Genomic DNA, 21,971 nt, shown 5'->3' with positions numbered 1-21,971 from the left:
CATGGGCTCGCCACGACACACTGGATTTGATCTGGATCAAGGCTGCGAATCGTCGTCCTTCCAGGGCGCCGAGAGGTAGCGTGTACGGTTAAATGTCTCCAGCCATTCCGGGCAGAACACCACCAGAGCGCTGATCACCGTGCCGTTGATAAACGCCTCGGGGAAGATGATCAGCCAGAGGTAGCCGACGAAGTCTTCCAGCCATTGCGGCATGGCAAAACGCCCGTCGAACCACAGCAAGCCCAACCCCAGCAACAGGCAGAGCAAAGCCGACAACGCGGCGGCAAAAAAACCGGAACAGAAGATATACACAAAGGGATTGCGTGGTCGCGCCCGCTCTACCAGCAGTGCGCAGGCCTCGGTGACCAGCACCGGCAGCACGACTAGCAGCAGACCGTTGATGCCAAGGGCGGCCATGTCCTGACGTCCGAGCAACATCAGCCCCAACTGGGCAGCAAAACCGCCGACGATCGCCAGCGGCCAATCCAGCAGCAGGGTCACGGCGGTCATGCCAATAAAATGGTAGGAAACGCCGGTATCGAAATCGCGCCGCACCAACCACAACATAAACAACGCGAACACCGTACCGAACAGCAGATGCTGACGCCGCCGGTCGGCAAATACCTCAACCCAGGGCGAGCGCAGGATCGCCCAAATCACCACTGGCGCATACAACAGCCAGCCGATGCCAAGCGTCATTGGCGCCAGCACCGCGGCGCTGATCACGGCGCCGCCCGCTCCAACGCCTGGCGCAGGTCAGCGGCAGAGCCGTATTCGCGCTGGCCAACCAACTTGCCGTTCGCCAGTTGCAACCACAGCACTTTATCCACAGGCCCTGGGTAGCGAGGCGCAATACGTGCGTCACGGTCCAGCATCACCCGGTAGTTGTAAGCCCGCATGGCAGGCACGGCGAACAACGTGGCGACCAATCGGGGCATGCGCTGAATGTCCGCAACGAACACCGCATGTCGTGCTTCAAGATAGCCCTTGGGCTGCCCCTGCAATGCTGCGTCGACTTGCTTGGCGGCATCCATGCTACGGGCGACCAACAGGATCTGCGCCTGGTCATTCAAGGTGTAGGCCTGATCGTACTGATCCAGCAAGGTCCAGGGGGCCACGCGCTCGCCTACTTCGACAGCCTGCGCCAACAGGGGCAACACGCTGAGCGCTATTAATGCAAAATACCTCACCACACACTCCTCAGATCAAGGCTCGCTCACTTGGCGTGAGTATGACTGCAGTGATCGACCTTTCAAGCCCTATACAACTAAGGCCGGTAGCCAGCGTCGTTCAGTGACGGCGTGAATGCCGATGAAGCAGCGCGAACCAGGTGGAAAATCCCACGCAACTGAAGGAAATGCCCCCGCCTCTGTTTTTATCATCACATTTGAACGCTAAGCTGCTGGCTATGGATGACTCAGACTACCTGCGCCTGCTCACCGTAGCGGCCGAACAAGCCAACGCGTTCCTGTCCAATGCCCGCAAATGGGAGCGTGAGCGTTGGGTCTGCCAGCGCCTGTTACAGGGCTTGAATGTGTCTTATCGCGCCGAAGAGTTTCACCCGGCGGGGCAAGAGCCACCGGATGTGCTGTTCCGCGATGCCAGTTTCGAGGTGTTTTTCGTGCTGGATGAAGGCCGGCGGCTGAACGACGAATGGCGCGACGAGTTGCTACGCCGGCGCAATGCCTTCTCCCTTAGCCAACTGGTGCGGCGCGAAGCCAAGCCGCGGCGCATCCCCGCCCATGAGTTCCTGCTGCGCCTGGCGCCCACCTTGCGTAAAAAAGCGCACAACTATAAAGAGCGCGGGATGGACCTGGGCGAACTGGATATCGTCGCCTTCGCCAGCCTCAAGCGCGAAGTGCTCGACCTCAACAGTCACTTTCCACCGCCCACCGAATACCTGCGTCAGGGCTGGCGCTCGCTGTCACTGGTGGGGCCGACGTTTGCGCGGGTGCTGTTTGCCCACCCGGACGCACCCGATTTCTTGCGCAACAACCTGGGCCGCAGCATAGTGTTCGACGTGGGTATCAGCCTCTGATCCCGCGGACTGTAACGTGGCGCCCTTTTGCAACGTCTACCTGACGAGGCCTTATATGACCAGCCGCCTGAACCCCGACGACCAACAGCATGTCGAAGAGTACCTGCAACTCTCCCAAAACCGAGTCGAGCGCAAGCCTTTCAGGCCTTGGCTGCTCCTCGGTGTGGTGCTGACGGTGGTGATCGGGCTTGGCCTGCTGAGTCGCCTTTTGAGTTACCTGACGCTATGAGCCGCCTGGCGCTCGCGGGGGTAACTGCTCCGATTTCTTTTAGCCTTGCGAGATATCCCCATGACCCATCGTATTATTATCGTCGGCGGCGGTGCCGGCGGCCTGGAGTTGGCTACCCGCCTGGGTAAGGCCCTGGGCAAGCGCGGCACCGCCAGCATCACGCTGGTGGACACCAACCTGACCCATATCTGGAAGCCCCTGCTGCACGAAGTGGCCGCCGGCTCGCTGAACTCTTCGGAAGACGAACTCAATTACGTCGCCCAAGCCAAATGGAACCACTTCGAGTTCCAGCTGGGACGCATGAGCGGGCTCGACCGTGAACAGAAAAAAATTCAGCTGGCCGCCACCCTCGACGAAGAAGGCCGCGAACTGGTGCCTGCCCGCGTGCTGGGCTATGACAGCCTGGTGATCGCGGTCGGCAGCACCACCAACGATTTCGGCACCGAGGGCGCGGCGCAGCACTGCCTGTTTCTAGACACCCGCAAACAGGCCGAGCGCTTTCACCAGCAGTTACTCAACCACTACCTGCGCGCCCATGCCGGGCAGACAGACGTGGTGGAAAAGATCAGTGTCGCCATCGTCGGCGCCGGCGCAACCGGTGTCGAACTGGCCGCAGAACTGCATAACGCCGCCCATGAACTGGCCGCTTATGGTCTGGACCGCATCAAGCCGGAAAACATGCACATCACCCTGATCGAAGCCGGCCCACGGGTGCTGCCGGCCTTGCCGGAGCGTATCGGCGGGCCTGTGCATAAAACCCTGGAGAAACTTGGCGTCACCGTGCTGACCAACGCTGCGGTGAGTGAAGTCACCGCCGATGCTTTGATCACCAGCAGCGGCCAGGTGATTCCCGCCAGCTTGAAGGTATGGGCCGCCGGGATTCGCGCACCGGGCTTCCTCAAGGATATCGATGGACTGGAAACCAACCGCATCAATCAGTTGCAGGTGCTGCAGACCCTGCAAACCACCCGCGACGAGAATATCTTTGCCTTCGGCGATTGCGCCGCCTGCCCACAACCCGGAACCGACCGCAACGTGCCGCCCCGGGCCCAGGCCGCTCACCAGCAGGCGTCGTTGCTGGCCAAGTCGCTCAAGTTGCGGATCGAAGGCAAGGAGCTGCCGACCTACAAGTACACCGACTACGGCTCGCTGATCTCGCTGTCGCGCTTCTCGGCGGTGGGCAACTTGATGGGCAACCTGACGGGCAGCGTAATGCTGGAGGGCTGGTTGGCGCGGATGTTCTATGTGTCGCTGTACCGCATGCACCAAATGGCGCTGTACGGCTTCTTCCGCACGGCCATGCTGATGCTGGGCAGCAAGATTGGACGAGGCACTGAGCCACGCCTCAAATTGCATTAACACCACAACCTGATGCGGGAAGTGGGCTTGCTCGCTCCCGCATATGCTGCGGTACCACAAAAATCGCGGATAAAAAAAATCCCCGTATCTTTCGATACGAGGATTTTTAATATGGTCGGGGTAAGGGGATTCGAACTCCTGACATCCTGCTCCCAAAGCAGGCGCGCTACCGGACTGCGCTATACCCCGGAAAAAAAAGGCGACCTTTCAGTCGCCTTCTTCGATCAGCGCTTTTGGCCTCTGATCTTAAGATTCGATTCCAGCGTTAACTGGTCTCAAAAATGGTGGGTCGTGTGGGATTCGAACCTACGACCAATTGGTTAAAAGCCAACTGCTCTACCAACTGAGCTAACGACCCAAATATGGTCGGGGTAGGGGGATTCGAACTCCCGACATCCTGCTCCCAAAGCAGGCGCGCTACCGGACTGCGCTATACCCCGGTTTGAAATTGGCTCCGTGACCAGGACTCGAACCTGGGACCCAATGATTAACAGTCATTTGCTCTACCGACTGAGCTATCACGGAACTACATATTTCAAAGTACAACTTTTACTGCGGTGTAACCTTTCTCTTCGACCCTGTCCGTATCGCTACGTTAGCGTCTCTGAGGCGCGCTATTCTACAATCTTAAAAACCCCTGTCAACCCTTTAAATTGCTTTTAAGACAATGATTTGCGCTTCTTTCTGATTTCTTCTTAGGGAGAAGAAACCCGCGGGCTGACGTTGCTGCGGGGCGCACTTTACAAGCCTTTGCCTTACAGTTCAACGCCCTATCGAAAAAAAAGGCCCCGCGATGCGGGGCCTTCTCTTATTAGCTTGCTGTGTGAGCTCAGTGGAAGACGATTTCGTCGTTTTCCACCGTGGCTTCGACGCTCGTGCCCGGCATAAAGCTGCCCGACAGGATCAGTTGCGCCAGCGGGTTCTCGATCCAGCGCTGGATCGCACGCTTCAAAGGCCGTGCGCCATACACCGGGTCGTAACCGACCGCGATCAGCTTGTCCAACGCCTCGCGGCTCAGCTCCAGCGACAGCTCGCGCTCGGCCAGACGACCACGCAGACGGCCCAACTGGATCTCGGTAATACCCGCGATCTGATCCCGCGCCAATGGTTCGAAGATCACCACTTCGTCGACCCGGTTGATAAATTCCGGACGGAAGTGCGAGGTCAGCGCATCCATGACTGCAGCGCGCTGGGCCTCACGATCCCCCACCAGTTCCTGGATCTGCGCCGAGCCCAGGTTGGAGGTCATCACGATCACTGTATTGCGGAAGTCCACCGTACGCCCGTGGCTGTCGGTCAGGCGACCATCTTCCAGCACCTGCAGCAGGATGTTGAACACATCCGGATGAGCTTTCTCGACCTCATCCAACAGGATCACCGAGTAAGGCTTACGCCGCACGGCTTCGGTCAGGTAACCGCCTTCCTCGTAGCCGACATAGCCGGGTGGCGCGCCGATCAATCGAGCCACCGAATGTTTCTCCATGAACTCGGACATATCAATCCGCACCATGGCCTCTTCGGTGTCAAACAGGAACTCGGCCAAGGCCTTGCACAGTTCGGTCTTACCCACACCAGTCGGGCCGAGGAACATAAACGAGCCACTGGGACGGTTCGGGTCGGACAAACCCGCCCGCGAGCGGCGTACCGCGTTGGACACCGCCACAACGGCCTCTTCCTGGCCGATCACGCGCTGGTGCAACAGGTGCTCCATTTTCAGCAGCTTGTCGCGCTCACCTTCGAGCATTTTCGACACTGGAATGCCGGTCCACTTGGAGACGACTTCGGCGATTTCTTCCTCGGTCACCTTGCTGCGCAACAGCTGATTTTCAGGCTTGCCGTGCTGGTCGACCATCTGCAGGCTGCGTTCCAGGTCCGGGATAACCCCGTACTGCAACTCGGCCATGCGGTTCAGATCACCTTTACGGCGCGCAGCTTCCAACTCCTGGCGCGACTGCTCGATCTTTTGCTGGATCTGAGCGGAGCCTTGCACTTCAGCTTTTTCCGAGGTCCAGATTTCTTCGAGGTCGGAATACTCACGTTCCAGACGCAGGATTTCTTCCTGGAGTTTTTCCAGGCGTTTCTTCGCCGCTTCGTCCTCTTCTTTCTTGAGGGCCTGGGATTCGACTTTCAGTTGAATCAGGCGACGGTCCAGGCGATCGAGCACCTCCGGCTTGGAATCGATTTCCATACGAATGCGGCTGGCCGCTTCATCGATCAGATCGATAGCCTTGTCCGGCAGTTGCCGGTCGGTGATGTAGCGATGGCTCAATTTGGCCGCCGCAATGATCGCGCCGTCCGTGATGGCCACTTTATGGTGGACCTCATAGCGCTCTTTCAGGCCACGCAGGATCGCAATGGTGTCCTCTTCGCTCGGCTCTTCCACCAACACCTTCTGGAAACGCCGCTCAAGGGCTGCGTCCTTTTCAATGTACTGGCGGTATTCGTTAAGCGTGGTCGCACCGACGCAATGCAACTCGCCCCGCGCCAGGGCCGGCTTGAGCATGTTGCCGGCGTCCATGGAGCCCTCGCCTTTACCGGCACCGACCATGGTGTGCAATTCGTCGATAAACAGGATGATCTGCCCTTCCTGCTTCGACAGTTCATTAAGCAGGGATTTCAGACGCTCTTCGAACTCGCCACGGAACTTGGCGCCGGCGATCAACGCCCCCATGTCCAGGGACAGCAGGCGCTTGCCTTTGAGCCCATCCGGCACTTCACCATTAATGATGCGCTGGGCCAGGCCTTCGGCAATCGCGGTTTTACCCACGCCAGGCTCGCCGATCAGCACCGGGTTGTTCTTGGTGCGGCGCTGCAGGACCTGGATAGTGCGACGAATCTCGTCGTCACGACCGATCACCGGGTCAAGCTTGCCGTCTTCGGCGCGTTTGGTCAGGTCGACGGTGTACTTGTCCAGCGCCTGGCGCGACTCCTCATGATTGGGATCATTGACCGCATCGCCGCCACGCAGGTTGTTGATGGCGTTCTCCAGGGCTTTTTTGCTTACACCCTGGCCCAGCAACAACTTGCCGAGCTTGCTGTTTTCGTCCATGGCGGCGAGCAGCACCAGTTCGCTTGAAATGAACTGGTCGCCCTTCTGCTGGGCCAGGCGGTCTGCTTGATTCAGCAGGCGCGCCAGGTCCTGGGACATATTCACGTCGCCGGTCGGGTTTTGGATTTTCGGCAGTTGGTCGAGCTCTTTGCTCAACTCCTTGCGCAGGCTGTTGACGTCAAAGCCCACCTGCATCAGCAAGGGTTTGATAGACCCACCTTGCTGTTCCAGAAGTGCCTGCATCAAGTGCGCAGGCTCAATGGCCGGGTGGTCGAGGCCCACCGCCAAGGATTGGGAGTCTGATAAGGCCAACTGTAATTTGCTGGTTAAACGATCAATACGCATTAGTCACCTTCCTTTTGAGCAGGCCGGAGCTATAAACACATCCTGAATGAAGAAACCTGCCAGATACCCCTATAGATGGGGTGGATTCTGGAGGATTCAAGCGGGCAATGCTTGATATGGATCAGGGGAGTCTAGCGCTCGAGCCAGATAAGGGAGGCAAATCGACCGGTGCGCGGATTGCGCCGGTAAGAAAAGAAGCGAGGATCGGTCACGGTACACAAACCGCCACCGTAGACCGCCGTGACACCCCGAGCTGCCAGGCGCAGACGCGCCAGCTTATAGATGTCGGCCATGAACTTGCCGTCGTTGCGACTGGGCACAAACGCTTCGGCAGCTGCCGGCAATTGCTGCATGAAGGCACCGCGCACTTCCGGCCCCACTTCAAAGGCCTGCGGACCAATCGCCGGGCCGAGCCAGACCAGTACATCGGCAGGCGCGGTGTCCAGGCTTTCAAACGCCGCCTCCAACACGCCTGCCGCCAGCCCACGCCAACCGGCATGGGCTGCCGCGACGCGGGTACCGGCACGGTTGCAGAACAACGCAGGCAGACAATCGGCAGTCATCGCGGTGCAGGCGATGCCTGGGGTGCTCGTCCAACTGGCATCGGCTTCAGCGATGCAATCAGGATTGGCCTCGACCACGTTAACGCCATGAACCTGGCGCAACCAGGCTGGCCGAATACCAAACGCATCGGTAAGGCGACGGCGGTTTTCAAGGACGGCCTCGAGGCTGTCCTCAACATGATCACCCAGATTAAGGCTGTCGAACGGCGCCAGACTGACGCCGCCTGCACGGGTGGTGACGCAGGCCTTTACCCGAGCCGGCGCGGGCCAGTCAGGTATCAGCCAGTCACTCATCCGACAAATGCCTCGCGATCCTGCTTTAGCAACGACAGCAACCAGACAAAATCATCCGGCAACGGCGATTCCCAGCTCATGCGCTGACCGCTCGTCGGATGATCCAGCTCCAGGAAGCGTGCATGCAGCGCCTGGCGCGGGAACGTCTTGAGCGATTCGACCATGGTCTGGCTGGCCGCGGGTGGAATGCGGAAGCGACCACCGTAGGCAGGATCGCCGACCAACGGGAAGTTGATGTGGGCCATGTGCACACGAATCTGGTGGGTACGGCCGGTTTCCAGCTTGACCCGTACATGGGTGTGTGAGCGGAAACGCTCCAACACTCGGTAATGGCTGACGGCCTGCTTGCCGCCCTCCATCACCGCCATGCGCTGGCGTTGCTGGCCGTGGCGACCGATCGGCGCGTTGATCTTGCCACCGGCCACCACGACGCCGATCACGATGCACTCGTAGATCCGGCTGACGCTGCGGCTCTGCAATTGCGTAACCAGTTGCGTCTGCGCCTGAATGGTCTTGGCCACCACCATCAAGCCGGTGGTGTCCTTGTCCAGACGGTGCACGATGCCGCAACGCGGCACGTTGATGATGTCGGGAATATGGTGCAGCAGAGCATTGAGCAAAGTGCCATCAGCGTGCCCGGCCGCCGGGTGAACCACCAGGCCTGCGGGTTTATTGATGACCAGGATGTCGTCGTCTTCATAGACGATATCCAGCTCGATGTCCTGGGCGACCCATTCTCCCTGGGCTTCCTGCTCGGCAGTCAGCTCAAGAATCGCACCGCCATGAACTATGTCTCGCGGGCGGATAACCGCTCCATCCACAGTCAGGCGGCCGTCTTTGATCCAGGCGGAAAGGCGCGAGCGCGAGTGCTCAGCGAATAATTGTGCGGCGACTTGATCGAGGCGTTGGCCGCCCAATTCGGACGGCACCTCTGCGCGAAGTTCAATTTTATCGGACATGCTCAGACTAGGCGTGGCACAGCCTTTGGTTTCGGCTGCGCGCTTGTGGTTAAATACGGCGTCTTTTGCCCCGAGGCTTTCAACGGGGCGCTCATCATAACAGGACGGCCCCGCCCAAGACAGCGGCCGTCATAGGGACGCAAGCCGCCATGCAAGTGAAACACCTGCTGCTGATCGCCATCCTCGCCATGACTGCTGCTTGCTCGTCAACAAAGGAAGTCGTCGACGAAAACCTGAGCGAAGTCGAGTTGTACCAACTGGCTCAGAAAGACTTGGACAACAATAGCTACACCAGCGCCACAGCGAAGCTGAAAGCACTGGAGTCGCGCTATCCGTTCGGCCGCTACGCCGACCAGGCCCAACTCGAGCTGATCTACGCCAACTACAAGAACGCCGAGCCGGAAGCTGCCAAGTCCGCCGCCGAGCGTTTCATCCGTCTGCACCCACAGCATCCGAACGTCGACTACGCCTACTACATGAAGGGCCTGACCTCGTTCGACCAGGATGTTGGCCTGCTGGCGCGATTCCTGCCGCTGGACATGACCAAGCGTGACCCGGGCGCTGCCCGCGACTCCTATAACGAGTTCGCGCAGTTGACCAGCCGTTACCCCAACAGCCGCTACGCCCCGGACGCCAAGCAGCGCATGATTTACCTGCGCAACCTGCTGGCCTCTTACGAAATCCACGTAGCGCACTACTACCTGACCCGTCAGGCCTACGTAGCCGCCGCCAACCGTGGCCGCTATGTGGTGGAGAACTTCCAGGAAACCCCTTCGGTGGGTGACGGCCTGGCCGTCATGACCGAGGCCTACCAGCGTCTGCACCTGGACGAACTGGCCAGCACCAGCCTGGAAACCCTCAAGCTCAACTACCCGGATCACCCCAGCCTGAAAGACGGCCAGTTCGTGCCTCAGGTTGACGAAGCGGACAACCGTTCGTGGCTGAGCAAGTACACCCTGGGCCTGATCGAATCCCGCCCACCGTTGCCGCCGGGCGAAACCCGCGCCAACCAGGACGTGCAGAAGCAGTACCAGGACGCCAAGGATGCCATTCCTTCGGACCTCAAGCCCCACGACGAGAACGGCGACGTGATCGAAGAAGAAGCCCCACAGGCGCTGGGCGACAATCAGGACCGCTCGTGGTTCAGCTACATGACCTTCGGCGTGTTCGACTGATCCGTTGACGCAACGCAAAAGGGAGCCCTTCGGGGCTCCCTTTTTTGTGGGTACGTGTTATTGCGCTGTGCGCCTGTCGCGTCCTTGGCTAAACTGCCGCATTCCTTGTCGAGAAACTACCTGCCATGCTTCGTCTTCTGTTCTGGATTGCCGTTATTGCTGCCGCGGTATGGTTGTGGCGTAAATTCAAAAGCCCGGTCGCCAAACAGCAGCGTACCCGCGAGCCCGGCGCAGCGCTGATGGTACGCTGCGCTCACTGCGGCGTGCACCTGCCGCAGGACCGCGCGCTCAGCGTGCGCCAGGAGTGGTACTGCAGCCAGGCGCATTTGGAGCAAGGGCCAAAGTCTATCCAGCGTTGATCCGACCTTCGGGCGCGTAAGGCACCGGGTCGATGATCGGTGCACGGTTCAGCAACAAGTCGGCAAACAACTGGCAGGACGCCGGTGCCAACACCAAGCCGTTGCGGTAGTGCCCGCAGTTGAGCCACAACCCTTGATAACCCGGCACCTGACCGATATAGGGAATGCCTTCCGGCGAGCCTGGCCGCAAACCGGCCCAGTGCCCGACCACCTCAGCGTCTGCCAGGGCCGGAATCAGCTCCACCGCTGAAGCCTTCAGACTCTCCAACGCACTTGCTGTCGGCGTCTTGTCGAACCCCTGATGTTCCAGGGTGCTGCCGATCAGGATATGCCCGTCGCGCCGAGGGATTGCATAACGCCCCTTGGCCAGCACCATGCTCGACAGGAAGTTCGAAGCACACTTGTACAGGATCATCTGCCCCTTGACCGGCTCCACCGGCAGCACAAGCCCCAGAGTGCCAAGCAACTCACCGCTCCACGCTCCCGCCGCCAATACGACATGATCACCCTGGACCGGCCCTTCCGTCGTCTTCACACCGACGACATTGCCATCATCCAGAATAAAACCGTTCACTTGGCACTGTTCGTGGACGGTCACGCCAGGTAGCGCCAACAGCGCCGCCTTGAGGGATTTGACCAGGCGCGGGTTGCGCACGTTGGCCACGTCCGCCATATAGACGGCCTGAGAGTACCCGCCGCCCAGCGCCGGCACGGCATCATGGGCGACAGACACCTCGACCTTGCTCAGAGGTCGGCTTTCACGGGCGGCCCAGGCCAACGCCTCGGCTTCGTCGTCCAGGTCCAGCCAGTAAAGGCCGGTGGTGTGAACCTCCGGATCGACGCCCGTGGCGGCAAACAGCCGTTCAGCCAATTGCGGATAAAAATCCTGGGACCAATGGGCCAGCGCAGTCACCGCCGGGCTGTAGCGCCATGGATACAGCGGCGAAACAATGCCACCTCCGGCCCAGGATGACTCCTGCCCCACACCCGCGCGCTCCAGCAGCACCACCGCCTGACCTTGGGTTGCCAGGTTGTACGCCGTCAACAAACCGATGACTCCGCCACCGACGATCACAACTTGCTGTTGCTTAACCATCATTTGATCCAGCCGATAAATAGGAACGGGCACACCCGGCGCCCAATCGTCCAGCACTCTCATCATTGCCCCCAGCACATCTGGCGCGACATATCAGACGCCGCGCCCGGATTGCTACGCGCCCCGGCACTGGTCAGGCTGAAGTCACCGCAGGCATCGCCGGCCATACCTGCATCGGCAATCGGCGCGGCAATCAGATGGAAGTCCTGAGGGTTCAATGCAGCGGTGATTCTATAGCGATCATTGCCCGCGCTGACGCCACTGGCGTCAATATAAGTACCGTTGCGCGTATAAAAGCGCTCCAAGTGCTGGGCCTGCTCAGTCAGCAGCGCGACAATTTGCGCACGATAGACCTTATTCACGTAGCCGGCGTACCTGGGGTAAGCGATCCCGGCCAGAAACGCGATAATCGCCACGGCGATCAGTAACTCGATCAGGGTGAAACCCAGGCTGTCCTTGCCCATTTCGCTACTCCTTATTGAAGTTGCCGCCATGCCACTCGCCGAAATCGCGAGCCGCCCTCCTCTTCTACCCTCGCATACACGGTCTCCAACACTGCGCGCGACCGCCCACTGAGCCCGACGGCTGTCACGCGATATAACTCGACCGTCGCCTGTGGTGGAAAATTCGCCATGCCGGTACCAGCCCCCAGGGATTGAACACCGTAAACCCCGAAGTCGAAGGCAATCCAAGTGACTGCCGACGTTGGATTCGTCCCGGCACCAATCACTGAAAAGGCTTCGTCAGGCGGCGCACAGCGCGTGATCGACTGGCACCTCGGCATTGCCGCCCCCGTTCGCTGCACGTCCCGCTCTCCCAACCTCAAGCCACTCTCGGCACTCTGGTGTGACCTGTTGCGATGCCAGAGGCTGCCCGTAACTTTTTGCTGGGTCACCGCCTCCTGCATCGACGACACGCCAATCAACGACAACAGCAGCACAAAGACCAGGCTGATCAGCAAAACCATGCCCGCCTGCCGAGCAGAAAAGCCTTCAACGAGCATCATGAACGCCCTATCCCAGACGATTTCGCAGCGCTGCGACGACGCTGTAGGTTTGGTCTTTGACACGCCGCGCAGGGTCTTGCAGCGTCATGCGAATGCGCACGCTGCGGATCAAGCCTTCGTCTGCCGGGCTGGCGTCGTAGCGCACCACCTCGGCCGAGTCCGACTTAGCGGCCACACCGAAACTGATATCGAATGCAAGAACGTTGTCCACCAGCACCGACTTGGCGGGCGCAGCGGGGGTGCTCACCTTCAACTGACCGGTCTCGAAGATGTAGGTCAGTTGGCGTATCGCAAAACGAATCTGCCCAGGCATCGGTGTCGGCGAACTCCCAGCATAGGCGTGGGCGCTGCGGACGCAGTCGGACAGTACCGTCCAATCAGGCTTGCCACCCTGCCCGCCGATATCCGCAGTGACCAGCGTCAGCGAAGTCGATCCAGCGCCAGCACTCCAGGTCACGGGCCGATAAAACGCCGGCGGGGCGTTCTCGATAAAGGTCGGGGCCAAACACCCCAGCATTCCGACCTGCCGAATATCCTGGATCATTTTGCTCAGCACGAAGCGTGCATCGTCCTGCAGCAACATGGCCGCCTGCTGACTGGCGTGAGTCGCTCGGGAACTGATCAACACCTGACTCGCCCCAAGCAACAGCACCAGCCCTAAAGCCAGGGCGAGCAACACTTCCAGCAGACTGAAACCTCGAACCCGGTACGTCATTGCGTCACTCCAGGCTCGGCGGCAATACGACTGGTCAGGGTGAACGTTTGCCGCGCACCGGGGGTATTAGTGCCCCTGTCGTCGTCCCAACTGATGCTGACGGTGATTTCGTCGGCATGCATCGCCACCGCGCCTTTGGCGCTCTCTCCGGCGAAGCCTAGGAGATTGGCCTCGAAATCGTGCAGGTCGAGGTCACGCACGCTTGACGTGGCGGTACTGGCCGGAACTCGCTGAGTTCTCCCCCACTGGTAATCGGCGCCGGAATTGGCGCGGACGCGGTCAAGCATGTCGTAGGCAATGAAACTGGCCTGGCTGGTCATTCTCGAGCTGTCGGTGTACTTGAGCGCGTTGAGCTGAAGCACCGCTGAACCTAAAAGCCCCACGCTTAGAACCAGCAACGCCACCAGCACCTCTATCAGCGTCGCTCCGATCTGGTGTCGGGGCAATGGGCAGGCAAAACAAGTGTTGAGGCTGGCAAGCATTACCGTCGTCATCCGTGTCGAGGGCCAAAAAAACAGGCAAAGCCTGCTGTGCGACCCAAGACTAGCGTCGGTTTTTCGCCCGCGCTGTTCGCGGAACAAAGGGAAATACTTTGGACATGAAGGCCATCATTCAGCGCCTCAATCCAGGCGCTATACCTTTGACTGCGACGAATTTTGACCTGCGTCCACGGAGGGACAATCCATGCGCCAACGAGGCTTCACGTTGCTGGAACTGCTGCTGGGGCTGGTGTTGAGTGGCATTCTGGCGCATCTGGCAGTGCCCGGCTTCAAGCAGATGCTGGAGTCGCAACAACGACAGAGCGCAGCACAATCACTGGCGAGCGGACTGCGACTGGCCCGCACTGAAGCCATCGCGCGCAACAGAGCGGTGATCATTCATGCGCTCAATGATGATTGGAGCCAGGGCTGGCGGGTGATCGTGGATATCAGCGGGCGCGGTGACCAGGACGATGACAACCCAGTGGTGCTGGAGCATCAGCGCAGCAGTCGCGTACCGATAGTCGGCAATGGGCCGGTCAAGAGCCAGGTGCGTTTCAGTGGGTTGGGCGAGCCGGTATTTGCAGGTGGCGGCTTCCGGGCGGGGACGGTGCATGTGTGCGCGACGGACACGGCGCAGAGTGTCCACCAGATAGTGCTGGCACCCAGTGGGCGCATCAGCCTGCGCAGCGATAACGCGGAGCAGGCCTTATGCCGCACAGACGCCGACGCTCTGGCACTCAGAGCAGCGAACGAACCCGCAGCTCCTTGGGCATGGAGAACGTGATGTTCTCTTCACGACCGGCCAATTCATCGGCGCCGGTAGCACCCCAGGCATGCAACTGCTGGATGACGCCACGCACCAGCACTTCCGGGGCCGAAGCACCTGCCGTGATGCCTATGCGCTGAACGCCATCGAACCAGCTGCGCTGCATGTCTTCGGCGCCGTCGATCAGGTACGCCGGTGTCGCCATGCGCTCCGCCAGCTCACGCAGGCGGTTGGAGTTGGAGCTGTTAGGGCTGCCGACCACCAACACCACATCGCACTCATCAGCCAGTTGCTTGACCGCATCCTGGCGGTTTTGCGTGGCGTAGCAGATGTCGTCTTTACGCGGTCCACCGATCGCCGGAAAGCGTGTGCGCAGCGCATCGATTACGCGGCTGGTGTCGTCCATGGACAAGGTGGTCTGGGTCACGAAGGCCAGACGATCCGGGTTGTGCACCTGGAGGTTCGCGACGTCTTTTTCGTCTTCCACCAGGTAGATCGCACCGCCATTACTGGCGTCGTACTGGCCCATGGTGCCTTCCACTTCGGGGTGACCGGCATGGCCGATCAGGATGCACTCTCGGCCGTCGCGACTGTAGCGCGCCACTTCGATATGCACCTTGGTGACCAGCGGGCACGTCGCATCAAAGACTTTCAGGCCACGGCCCGCCGCTTCGGTACGCACGGCCTGGGAAACACCGTGGGCACTGAAGATAACGATAACGTCGTCCGGCACCTGGTCCAGCTCTTCGACAAAGATGGCACCGCGCGCGCGCAGGTCCTCGACCACAAACTTGTTGTGCACCACTTCATGACGCACATAGATCGGCGGGCCGAAGACTTCCAGGGCACGGTTGACGATTTCGATCGCCCGGTCCACGCCGGCGCAGAAGCCACGGGGGTTGGCGAGTTTGATTTGCATGCTGTGCCTCGTGTCTTTGTGGGAGCTGCAAGCCAGCTCCCACACAAGCCGGTACTGTTCGTCAGATCGCTTTAACGTCGATGATTTCAACGTCAAACGTCAAGGTTTTACCGGACAACGGGTGATTGAAGTCGATGGTCACCTGGGTGTCATCGAAGTTTTTGACGACACCCGGCAGCTCGGTATTCGCCGCATCGTTGAAGATCACCAACAGGCCTTCAGACAGGTCCATGTCCTGGAACTGCGAACGCGGGATGATCTGTACGTTTTGCGGGTTGGGCTGGCCAAACGCGTTTTCCGGCAGGATCTGCAGGGTGCGCTTGTCGCCCGCCTTGAAACCGAAGAGCGCGGCTTCGAACCCCGGCAGCAGGTTGCCATCGCCGACCTTGAAGGTCGCTGGGGCTTTGTCGAACGTGCTGTCGACCGTGTCGCCATTCTCCAGGCGCAGTGCGAAATGCAAGGTGACTTCCGTGTTCTGGCCGATGCGTTGCTCAACCAATACCTGATCAGTCATTGACGGTCTCTCCGGTTTTCTTACTTTTGAACATATCCAGCGCCAGCATGATTGCACCGACGGTGATTGCGCTGTCAGCAAAATTGAACGCCGGGAAGTAATGGCGGTTCTGCCAATGCACCAGAATGAAGTCGATCACGTGGCCCAGGGCAATGCGGTCGTACAGGTTACCCAGCGCACCGCCCAGCACCAGCGCCAGGGCGATGGCCAGCCAGGTGTCATCACGGCCCAGGCGCTTGAGCCAGACCACCAATACCGCGCTGACCACCAGCGCGATAACGGCGAACAGCCAGCGCTGCCAGCCACCGCCATCAGCGAGGAAGCTGAACGCGGCGCCGGTGTTGTAGGCCAGGGTCCAGCTGAAGTAATCCGGGATCACCACGATTTGCTGGAACATTTGCAGGGAGCCCTCGAAGTGAGCCTTGCTGACCTGGTCAATGACCAGCACCAGCACACTCAGCACGAGCCAGCCCAGACGTCCGAAACGACCGGCATTAGGCATAGTGGCGAACCTCGCCGTCACCGCTGATGTTGTCGACGCAACGCCCGCAGATTTCCGGATGCTCGGGGTTCACGCCAACGTCTTCACGGCAGTGCCAGCAGCGGGCGCACTTAGGGAAGGCTGACTTGACCACTTTGAGCTTGAGGCCCGGTACTTCGGTGACCACCGCATCCGCCGGTGCCTGGGCGAATGGCGCCAGGCTCGCGGTGGAGGTGATCAGCACGAAGCGCAGTTCATTGCTCAGCTTGGCCAGGTCAGCGGTCAGGCCTTCTTCGGCAAACAGGGTGACTTCGGCCTGCAGGTTGCCACCGACGGCCTTGGCCGCACGCTGGACTTCCAGTTCCTTGTTCACCGCGACCTTGACGGCCATCACGCCTTCCCAGTACTCGCGACCCAGTTCGAAGTCGGCCGGCAATTCGGTCAGGCCTTCGTACCAGGTATTGAGCATCACCGATTCGTTACGCTCGCCCGGCAGGTATTCCCACAGTTCGTCGGCGGTGAACGCCAGGATCGGTGCGATCCAGCGCACCAGCGCCTCAGAGATGTGATAAAGCGCGGTCTGCGCGGAACGGCGCGCCTTGCTGTTGGCTGCGGTGGTGTACTGGCGATCCTTGATGATATCGAGGTAGAAACCACCCAACTCCTGCACACAGAAGTTGTGGATCTTCGAGTAGACGTTCCAGAAACGGTATTCGCCGTAGTGCTCCTGCAACTCGCGCTGCAGCAACAGGGTGCGGTCCACGGCCCAACGGTCCAGGGCGAGCATGTCTTCGGCCGGCAGGATGTCGGTGGCCGGGTTAAAGCCGGTCAGATTCGACAGCAGGAAGCGTGCGGTATTACGGATACGACGATAGGCATCGGCGCTGCGGGCCAGGATCTGGTCCGATACGGCGATTTCGCCCGAGTAGTCGGTAGACGCGACCCACAGACGCATGATGTCAGCGCCCAGCGTGTCGTTGATCTTCTTCGGCTCGATCACGTTTTTCAGCGATTTGGACATCTTGCGGCCCGTCTCGTCGACGGTAAAACCGTGAGTCAAGAGTTCGCGGTACGGTGCGTGGTCGTCGATGGCGCAACCGGTCAGCAACGAGGAGTGGAACCAGCCGCGGTGCTGGTCCGAACCTTCCAGGTACAGGTCGGCACGCGGGCCGGTCTCGTGGCCCATCGGGTGCGAGCCGCGCAGTACGTGCCAGTGGGTGGTGCCCGAGTCAAACCAGACGTCGAGGGTGTCGCTGATCTTGTCGTACTGCGGTGCTTCGTCGCCCAGCAATTCGGCGGCGTCCAGCTTGAACCAGGCTTCGATGCCTTCCTGCTCGACGCGTTGGGCCACGACTTCCATCAACTCGACGGTACGTGGGTGCAGCTCGCCGCTTTCCTTGTTCAGGAAGAACGGGATCGGCACGCCCCAGTTACGCTGGCGGGAGATGCACCAGTCGGGACGGTTGGCGATCATCGAGTGCAGGCGCGCCTGGCCCCAGGCCGGTACGAACTTGGTGTCTTCGATGGCCTTGAGCGAGCGGACACGCAGGGTCTCGCCGCTGGCCGGTTCTTTGTCCATGCCGATAAACCACTGCGCGGTGGCGCGATAGATCAGCGGGGTCTTGTGGCGCCAGCAGTGCATGTAGCTGTGCTTGATGGTGTCGGTCTGCATCAGCGCACCGACTTCACGCAGTTTGTCGATGATCGGCTGGTCGGCTTTGAAGATGAACTGACCGCCGAAGAACTCCAGCGATGGCACGTAGACGCCATTGCTTTGAACCGGGTTGATGATGTCATCGTTGACCAGGCCGTACTTCTTGCAGATCACGAAGTCGTCCACGCCATAGGCGGGCGAGCAGTGAACCACGCCGGTACCCGAACCCAGCTCGACGTAGTCGGCCAGGTAAACCGGCGACAGACGGTCGTAGAACGGGTGACGGAAGTTGATCAGTTCCAGTGCCGCGCCAGTGGTGGTGGCGATCACCGAGCCTTGCAGCTCGTAACGCGCCAGGCACGCCTCGACCATTTCTTCGGCCAGCACCAGCAGGCGGTCGCCCACGTCGACCAGGGCGTAGGTGAACTCAGGGTGCACGTTCAGCGCCTGGTTGGCGGGGATGGTCCACGGGGTGGTGGTCCAGATCACGATGGCGGCCGGCTTGGCCAGGCTTGCCAGGCCGAACGCCTGGGCCAGCTTGGCGTCGTCGGCGATCGGGAAGGCCACGTCGATGGTCGACGACTTCTTGTCTTCGTACTCGACTTCCGCTTCAGCCAGGGCCGAACCGCAGTCGAAGCACCAGTTCACGGGCTTGAGGCCCTTGAACACGAAACCGCCTTTGACGATTTCGGCCAAAGCGCGGATTTCACCGGCCTCGTTCTTGAAATTCATGGTCTTGTACGGGTTGTCCCAGTCGCCCAGCACACCCAGGCGGATGAACTCGGACTTCTGCCCTTCGATCTGCTCGGTGGCGTAGGCACGGCACAGTTCGCGGGTTTTATCAGCGCCCAGGTTCTTGCCGTAGGTGACTTCGACCTTGTGTTCGATCGGCAGGCCGTGGCAGTCCCAACCCGGAACATAGGGCGCGTCGAAGCCCGAAAGGGTTTTCGAACGCAGGATCATGTCCTTGAGGATCTTGTTCAGCGCATGACCGATGTGAATCGTGCCGTTGGCATAAGGAGGGCCGTCGTGCAGGACGAATTTCGGACGATCCTTGCCAATTTCGCGCAACTTTCCGTACAGGCCAATACTGTCCCAGCGCTGCAGGATCTGCGGTTCGCGCTGTGGCAGGCCGGCCTTCATTGGGAAGGCGGTGTCCGGAAGGTTTAGCGTGGCTTTATAGTCGGTCATTTAAGGCTCTTCGGTTAGCGATGGGCGCTAGGTGCGGCTAGTGCACGGGCGGCGGCGACATCCGCATTGATCGCCGTTTTCAACGCCTCAAGGGAGGCGAAACGCTGCTCTTCACGCAGCTTCTGGTGGAAAACCACCGTCAAACGCCGGTCATATAAATCACCGGCAAAATCCAAAAGGTGAACTTCCAGGTGGGCCTTGCCATCACCTGCAACCGTTGGCCTGACGCCTATGTTGGCGACTCCCGGCCACGACTGGCCGTCGATGTCGACGCTCACCAGGTAAACCCCGGTCAGCGGCACACGACGGCGCTTGAGTTGCACGTTGGCGGTTGGCGTGCCCAATTGGCGCGCCAGCTTCTGGCCGTGCAATACCCGCCCGGCAATGCGGAACGGGCGGCCGAGCAAGCGCTCGGCACAGGCAAAGTCGGCAGCGGCCAGGGCGTTACGCACCTGGGTACTGCTCACGCGCAGACCGTCCAGTTCAACGGTTTGCGCGGCTTCGACGGTAAACCCCTGGGTGACACCGGCGCGTTGCAGGAATTCGAAATCCCCAACCCGGTCGCAGCCAAAACGGAAGTCGTCACCGACCTCCAAATGTTGTACGCCCAGGCCATCGACCAGGATACGGTCGACGAACTCGGCGGCGCTGAGGCTTTGCAGGTGCTGGTTGAAAGCCAGGCAGAGCACGCGGTCTACACCTTCTTCAGCCAGCAGTTGCAGCTTGTCGCGCAGGCGGGCCAGACGGGCCGGCGCCGTTTCCGGGGTGAAATATTCCCGCGGCTGCGGCTCAAAAATCACCACGCAGCTAGGTACGCTCAACTCGACCGCACGCTCGCGCAGCCGGGCCAGAATAGCCTGGTGACCACGGTGAACACCGTCAAAGTTGCCAATAGTGGCGACGCAGCCCCGATGCTCGGGGCGCAGGTTGTGGAGACCTCGAACCAGCTGCATAACGCGCTTCTTGCTCATAAAGTGGTCGATTATAACCACACCCGGCCCCGGACGACAGGCAACAGCGCAGGGCAAATGGATCGAATCGATAAAACTGCCGCTTTATCGCGGCAAACTCTCTAACCCAGCGACTTGCGATTGAAGTCCCGCAGGCGGAACCCCTGAAGCAGCAACATCCCGAAGTACACCACCACGCCGGCGACGACCAGTACGCCCAGACGCATGAAGCGCTCCAGCATGTGGCCCTCGTCCCAGGCGGGCATCAGGTGCATCAGGCCGAGCAACACGGCCAACATCATGCCCACCGCCACCAGCAGTTTCAGGGCAAACAGGCCCCAGCCCGGCTGCGGCTGGTACATCTGCTGCTTGCGCAACTGATAAAACAGCAGACCCGCGTTGATACACGCGCCGGCACTGATCGCCAAGGCCAGACCGGCGTGGGCCAGCGGACCGATGAACACCAGGTTGAGCAGTTGCGTGACGATCAGGGTGAAAATCGCGATTTTGACCGGCGTGCGGATGTTCTGCTGCGCGTAAAAACCTGGCGCCAGCACTTTGATCACGATGATCCCGAGCAGTCCGACGGAATAGGCGACCAGCGCGTGCTGCGTCATCAATGCATCATGGGCGTCGAACTGCCCGTACTGGAACAGCGACACCGTCAGCGGTTCGGCCAGGATCCCCAGGGCCAGGGCACACGGCAACACCAGAACGAAGCACAGGCGCAGGCCCCAATCGAGGATGCGCGAATATTCCTGGCGGTCCTTGCTCGCGTAGGTGCGCGCCAGGGTCGGCAGCAAAATGGTGCCGAGGGCCACGCCGAGCACGCCCGAAGGCAACTCCATCAGTCGATCGGCGTAGTACATCCACGACACCGAGCCCGACACCAGCAGCGAGGCAAACGCGGTGTTGATGATCAGGGAGATTTGGCTCACCGACACACCCAGGATCGCCGGCAGCATGTTGCGCATGACCCGCCAGACGCCGGTATCCTTGAGGTTCAGGCGCGGCAGCACCAGCATGCCGATCTTTTTCAGGTGTGGCAGTTGGTAAAGCAGTTGCGCCAGGCCACCGGCCAACACGGCCCAGCCCAGGGCCATCACCGGTGGATCGAAGTACGGCGTGAGGAACAGCGCAAAGATAATCATGCTGACGTTCAGCAGGGTCGGCACGAACGCCGGCACCGAAAAACGGTTCCAGGTATTGAGAATCGCCCCGGCCAGGGAGGACAGGGAAATCAGCAATATATAAGGAAAGGTCACCCGCAACAGATCGGTGGTCAGCGCAAACTTTTCCGGTGTATTGGCAAAGCCCGGGGCCGTGGCCCAGATCACCCACGGTGCGGCGAGCATGCCGATGAGGGTCACCAGCATCAATACCAGGGTCAGCAGGCCCGACACGTAGGCAATGAAGGTGCGGGTCGCCTCCTCTCCCTGCTGGGTCTTGTACTCGGCCAGAATCGGCACGAACGCCTGGGAAAATGCCCCCTCGGCAAAGATGCGCCGCAGCAGATTGGGCAATTTAAACGCGATAAAGAAGGCATCCGTGGCCATGCTGGCGCCAAAAATGCGCGCCAGCAGGGTGTCACGCACGAACCCCAAAACCCGCGAGATCATTGTGATAGAGCTGACGGCGGCCAACGATTTGAGCAGATTCATTGAAAGAGTTTGCGCCTATAGATAAAGAGCAGGCGAACAACGCGCCCACTTATGCGATACTGCGCGCCTGCAACAGCACAGAGCCAAAGCTCGCGAGTTTACAGGTCAAGCGCCGGAAATAAATCACCCGCCTCTTCAGATCGACCACTCAGCAGTTCGCATCAGC

Annotated in this window: 22 protein-coding genes and 4 tRNA genes; 6 read left to right on the top strand and 20 right to left on the bottom strand. The window is 60.3% G+C overall.

Annotation, left to right across the window (positions count from 1 at the left end):
• Window positions 1-36 precede the first annotated feature (36 nt).
• Together PSH59_RS03900 and PSH59_RS03895 are read right to left on the bottom strand one after the other, a co-directional pair.
• Window positions 37-726: an energy-coupling factor ABC transporter permease gene (locus PSH59_RS03900; protein ID WP_305394351.1), complete on the bottom strand. Its 690-nt coding sequence runs from the start codon at window positions 724-726 to the stop codon at window positions 37-39.
• The gene (locus PSH59_RS03895; RefSeq protein ID WP_248075149.1) at window positions 723-1,190 is read right to left on the bottom strand and encodes an FAD/FMN-containing dehydrogenase; all 468 of its coding nucleotides are present in this window, start codon (window positions 1,188-1,190) and stop codon (window positions 723-725) included. Before PSH59_RS03895 ends, PSH59_RS03900 begins: the two co-directional genes overlap by 4 nt.
• A 218-nt stretch (window positions 1,191-1,408) precedes the next feature.
• Between PSH59_RS03895 and PSH59_RS03890 the strand changes: the two genes are divergently transcribed.
• From PSH59_RS03890 to PSH59_RS03880, 3 genes are read left to right on the top strand one after another with little or no spacing between them, the layout of a single operon-like run.
• Window positions 1,409-2,038, top strand: coding sequence for a DUF1780 domain-containing protein (locus tag PSH59_RS03890; RefSeq protein ID WP_248075147.1), 630 nt, complete (start codon window positions 1,409-1,411; stop codon window positions 2,036-2,038).
• A 55-nt stretch (window positions 2,039-2,093) separates the two neighbouring features.
• On the top strand, window positions 2,094-2,267 hold the full coding sequence (locus PSH59_RS03885) for a DUF3094 family protein (protein ID WP_248075146.1): 174 nt from the start codon (window positions 2,094-2,096) through the stop codon (window positions 2,265-2,267).
• 60 nt (window positions 2,268-2,327) lie between these two features.
• Window positions 2,328-3,626 carry an NAD(P)/FAD-dependent oxidoreductase gene (locus tag PSH59_RS03880; protein WP_305394350.1) on the top strand — a complete coding sequence of 433 codons (1,299 nt, stop codon included), beginning with the start codon at window positions 2,328-2,330 and terminating at the stop codon, window positions 3,624-3,626.
• Between the two features lie 112 nt (window positions 3,627-3,738).
• Here the strand turns inward: PSH59_RS03880 and PSH59_RS03875 are convergent.
• The 7 genes from PSH59_RS03875 to rluD form a co-directional block, all read right to left on the bottom strand.
• Window positions 3,739-3,815 (bottom strand) — tRNA-Pro (locus PSH59_RS03875).
• Between the two features lie 93 nt (window positions 3,816-3,908).
• Window positions 3,909-3,984, bottom strand: a tRNA-Lys gene (locus PSH59_RS03870).
• 5 nt (window positions 3,985-3,989) lie between these two features.
• Window positions 3,990-4,066, bottom strand: a tRNA-Pro gene (locus PSH59_RS03865).
• Between the two features lie 9 nt (window positions 4,067-4,075).
• Window positions 4,076-4,151, bottom strand: a tRNA-Asn gene (locus tag PSH59_RS03860).
• 304 nt (window positions 4,152-4,455) lie between these two features.
• Window positions 4,456-7,020 (bottom strand): ATP-dependent chaperone ClpB, encoded by a 2,565-nt coding sequence (clpB, locus tag PSH59_RS03855; RefSeq protein WP_248075142.1) that lies wholly within the window; start codon window positions 7,018-7,020, stop codon window positions 4,456-4,458.
• Between the two features lie 131 nt (window positions 7,021-7,151).
• Window positions 7,152-7,877, bottom strand: a complete 726-nt coding sequence (gene pgeF / locus PSH59_RS03850) for a peptidoglycan editing factor PgeF (protein ID WP_248075140.1) — start codon at window positions 7,875-7,877, stop codon at window positions 7,152-7,154.
• Window positions 7,874-8,836: a 23S rRNA pseudouridine(1911/1915/1917) synthase RluD gene (gene rluD, locus PSH59_RS03845; protein ID WP_003171668.1), complete on the bottom strand. Its 963-nt coding sequence runs from the start codon at window positions 8,834-8,836 to the stop codon at window positions 7,874-7,876. Before rluD ends, pgeF begins: the two co-directional genes overlap by 4 nt.
• Before the next feature lie 149 nt (window positions 8,837-8,985).
• Here rluD and PSH59_RS03840 point away from each other — a divergent pair, with 149 nt between their 5' ends.
• Both PSH59_RS03840 and PSH59_RS03835 read left to right on the top strand, forming a co-directional pair.
• Window positions 8,986-10,011, top strand: coding sequence for an outer membrane protein assembly factor BamD (locus PSH59_RS03840; RefSeq protein WP_248075138.1), 1,026 nt, complete (start codon window positions 8,986-8,988; stop codon window positions 10,009-10,011).
• A 125-nt stretch (window positions 10,012-10,136) separates the two neighbouring features.
• On the top strand, window positions 10,137-10,370 hold the full coding sequence (locus PSH59_RS03835) for a PP0621 family protein (protein WP_248075136.1): 234 nt from the start codon (window positions 10,137-10,139) through the stop codon (window positions 10,368-10,370).
• Here the strand turns inward: PSH59_RS03835 and thiO are convergent.
• The 5 genes from thiO to pilV all read right to left on the bottom strand — a co-directional run bounded on the left by thiO (window position 10,357) and on the right by pilV (window position 13,669).
• Window positions 10,357-11,466, bottom strand: coding sequence for a glycine oxidase ThiO (gene thiO, locus PSH59_RS03830; RefSeq protein ID WP_305394349.1), 1,110 nt, complete (start codon window positions 11,464-11,466; stop codon window positions 10,357-10,359). The genes PSH59_RS03835 and thiO overlap by 14 nt on opposite strands.
• Window positions 11,467-11,528: 62 nt before the next feature.
• Window positions 11,529-11,930, bottom strand: a complete 402-nt coding sequence (locus PSH59_RS03825; protein WP_248075132.1) for a type IV pilin protein — start codon at window positions 11,928-11,930, stop codon at window positions 11,529-11,531.
• 11 nt (window positions 11,931-11,941) lie between these two features.
• Window positions 11,942-12,472 (bottom strand): PilX N-terminal domain-containing pilus assembly protein, encoded by a 531-nt coding sequence (locus PSH59_RS03820; RefSeq protein WP_248075130.1) that lies wholly within the window; start codon window positions 12,470-12,472, stop codon window positions 11,942-11,944.
• A gap of 7 nt (window positions 12,473-12,479) precedes the next feature.
• Window positions 12,480-13,187, bottom strand: coding sequence for a prepilin-type N-terminal cleavage/methylation domain-containing protein (locus PSH59_RS03815; protein WP_305394348.1), 708 nt, complete (start codon window positions 13,185-13,187; stop codon window positions 12,480-12,482).
• A complete protein-coding gene (gene pilV / locus PSH59_RS03810; RefSeq protein ID WP_248075126.1) occupies window positions 13,184-13,669 on the bottom strand; it encodes a type IV pilus modification protein PilV in 486 nt (161 codons plus the stop codon). The genes PSH59_RS03815 and pilV overlap by 4 nt, the downstream gene beginning before the upstream one ends.
• A gap of 202 nt (window positions 13,670-13,871) precedes the next feature.
• Here pilV and PSH59_RS03805 point away from each other — a divergent pair, with 202 nt between their 5' ends.
• Window positions 13,872-14,453: a GspH/FimT family protein gene (locus PSH59_RS03805; protein WP_248075124.1), complete on the top strand. Its 582-nt coding sequence runs from the start codon at window positions 13,872-13,874 to the stop codon at window positions 14,451-14,453.
• On the opposite strand, the gene ispH is transcribed toward PSH59_RS03805, so the two are convergent.
• From ispH to murJ, 6 genes are all read right to left on the bottom strand, one after another.
• The gene (ispH, locus tag PSH59_RS03800; protein ID WP_099583983.1) at window positions 14,407-15,354 is read right to left on the bottom strand and encodes a 4-hydroxy-3-methylbut-2-enyl diphosphate reductase; all 948 of its coding nucleotides are present in this window, start codon (window positions 15,352-15,354) and stop codon (window positions 14,407-14,409) included. The two genes, PSH59_RS03805 and ispH, sit on opposite strands and share 47 nt — an antisense overlap.
• Before the next feature lie 61 nt (window positions 15,355-15,415).
• Entirely contained in the window at window positions 15,416-15,868 is a 453-nt protein-coding gene (gene fkpB, locus PSH59_RS03795; protein ID WP_248075121.1) for an FKBP-type peptidyl-prolyl cis-trans isomerase, read from the bottom strand.
• Window positions 15,861-16,370, bottom strand: a complete 510-nt coding sequence (gene lspA / locus PSH59_RS03790; protein WP_248075119.1) for a signal peptidase II — start codon at window positions 16,368-16,370, stop codon at window positions 15,861-15,863. The genes fkpB and lspA overlap by 8 nt, the downstream gene beginning before the upstream one ends.
• Window positions 16,363-19,194, bottom strand: coding sequence for an isoleucine--tRNA ligase (gene ileS / locus PSH59_RS03785; RefSeq protein WP_248075117.1), 2,832 nt, complete (start codon window positions 19,192-19,194; stop codon window positions 16,363-16,365). The genes lspA and ileS overlap by 8 nt, the downstream gene beginning before the upstream one ends.
• Window positions 19,195-19,208: 14 nt before the next feature.
• A complete protein-coding gene (ribF, locus tag PSH59_RS03780; protein WP_305394347.1) occupies window positions 19,209-20,147 on the bottom strand; it encodes a bifunctional riboflavin kinase/FAD synthetase in 939 nt (312 codons plus the stop codon).
• Between the two features lie 119 nt (window positions 20,148-20,266).
• Window positions 20,267-21,805 carry a murein biosynthesis integral membrane protein MurJ gene (gene murJ, locus PSH59_RS03775; RefSeq protein WP_305394346.1) on the bottom strand — a complete coding sequence of 513 codons (1,539 nt, stop codon included), beginning with the start codon at window positions 21,803-21,805 and terminating at the stop codon, window positions 20,267-20,269.
• Window positions 21,806-21,971 lie beyond the last annotated feature (166 nt).

It is taken from the genome of Pseudomonas sp. FP2309 (genome assembly GCF_030687575.1).
Taxonomy (GTDB): domain Bacteria; phylum Pseudomonadota; class Gammaproteobacteria; order Pseudomonadales; family Pseudomonadaceae; genus Aquipseudomonas.
Note: the sequence above shows the minus strand (reverse complement) of the source record. Positions and strands in the feature narration are given on the sequence as shown.

Excerpts from the sequence above, each read along its gene's own strand:
- PSH59_RS03880 (WP_305394350.1), top strand. The coding sequence starts at position 2,328 with ATGACCCATCGTATTATTATCGTCGGCGGCGGTGCCGGCGGCCTGGAG.
- pilV (WP_248075126.1), bottom strand. The coding sequence starts at position 13,669 with ATGCTTGCCAGCCTCAACACTTGTTTTGCCTGCCCATTGCCCCGACAC.
- PSH59_RS03840 (WP_248075138.1), top strand. The coding sequence starts at position 8,986 with ATGCAAGTGAAACACCTGCTGCTGATCGCCATCCTCGCCATGACTGCT.
- rluD (WP_003171668.1), bottom strand. The coding sequence starts at position 8,836 with ATGTCCGATAAAATTGAACTTCGCGCAGAGGTGCCGTCCGAATTGGGC.
- ileS (WP_248075117.1), bottom strand. The coding sequence starts at position 19,194 with ATGACCGACTATAAAGCCACGCTAAACCTTCCGGACACCGCCTTCCCA.
- ispH (WP_099583983.1), bottom strand. The coding sequence starts at position 15,354 with ATGCAAATCAAACTCGCCAACCCCCGTGGCTTCTGCGCCGGCGTGGAC.
- PSH59_RS03825 (WP_248075132.1), bottom strand. The coding sequence starts at position 11,930 with ATGGGCAAGGACAGCCTGGGTTTCACCCTGATCGAGTTACTGATCGCC.
- thiO (WP_305394349.1), bottom strand. The coding sequence starts at position 11,466 with ATGGTTAAGCAACAGCAAGTTGTGATCGTCGGTGGCGGAGTCATCGGT.
- fkpB (WP_248075121.1), bottom strand. The coding sequence starts at position 15,868 with ATGACTGATCAGGTATTGGTTGAGCAACGCATCGGCCAGAACACGGAA.
- murJ (WP_305394346.1), bottom strand. The coding sequence starts at position 21,805 with ATGAATCTGCTCAAATCGTTGGCCGCCGTCAGCTCTATCACAATGATC.
- PSH59_RS03835 (WP_248075136.1), top strand. The coding sequence starts at position 10,137 with ATGCTTCGTCTTCTGTTCTGGATTGCCGTTATTGCTGCCGCGGTATGG.
- PSH59_RS03815 (WP_305394348.1), bottom strand. The coding sequence starts at position 13,187 with ATGACGTACCGGGTTCGAGGTTTCAGTCTGCTGGAAGTGTTGCTCGCC.
- PSH59_RS03820 (WP_248075130.1), bottom strand. The coding sequence starts at position 12,472 with ATGATGCTCGTTGAAGGCTTTTCTGCTCGGCAGGCGGGCATGGTTTTG.
- pgeF (WP_248075140.1), bottom strand. The coding sequence starts at position 7,877 with ATGAGTGACTGGCTGATACCTGACTGGCCCGCGCCGGCTCGGGTAAAG.
- clpB (WP_248075142.1), bottom strand. The coding sequence starts at position 7,020 with ATGCGTATTGATCGTTTAACCAGCAAATTACAGTTGGCCTTATCAGAC.
- PSH59_RS03890 (WP_248075147.1), top strand. The coding sequence starts at position 1,409 with ATGGATGACTCAGACTACCTGCGCCTGCTCACCGTAGCGGCCGAACAA.
- ribF (WP_305394347.1), bottom strand. The coding sequence starts at position 20,147 with ATGCAGCTGGTTCGAGGTCTCCACAACCTGCGCCCCGAGCATCGGGGC.
- PSH59_RS03885 (WP_248075146.1), top strand. The coding sequence starts at position 2,094 with ATGACCAGCCGCCTGAACCCCGACGACCAACAGCATGTCGAAGAGTAC.
- lspA (WP_248075119.1), bottom strand. The coding sequence starts at position 16,370 with ATGCCTAATGCCGGTCGTTTCGGACGTCTGGGCTGGCTCGTGCTGAGT.
- PSH59_RS03805 (WP_248075124.1), top strand. The coding sequence starts at position 13,872 with ATGCGCCAACGAGGCTTCACGTTGCTGGAACTGCTGCTGGGGCTGGTG.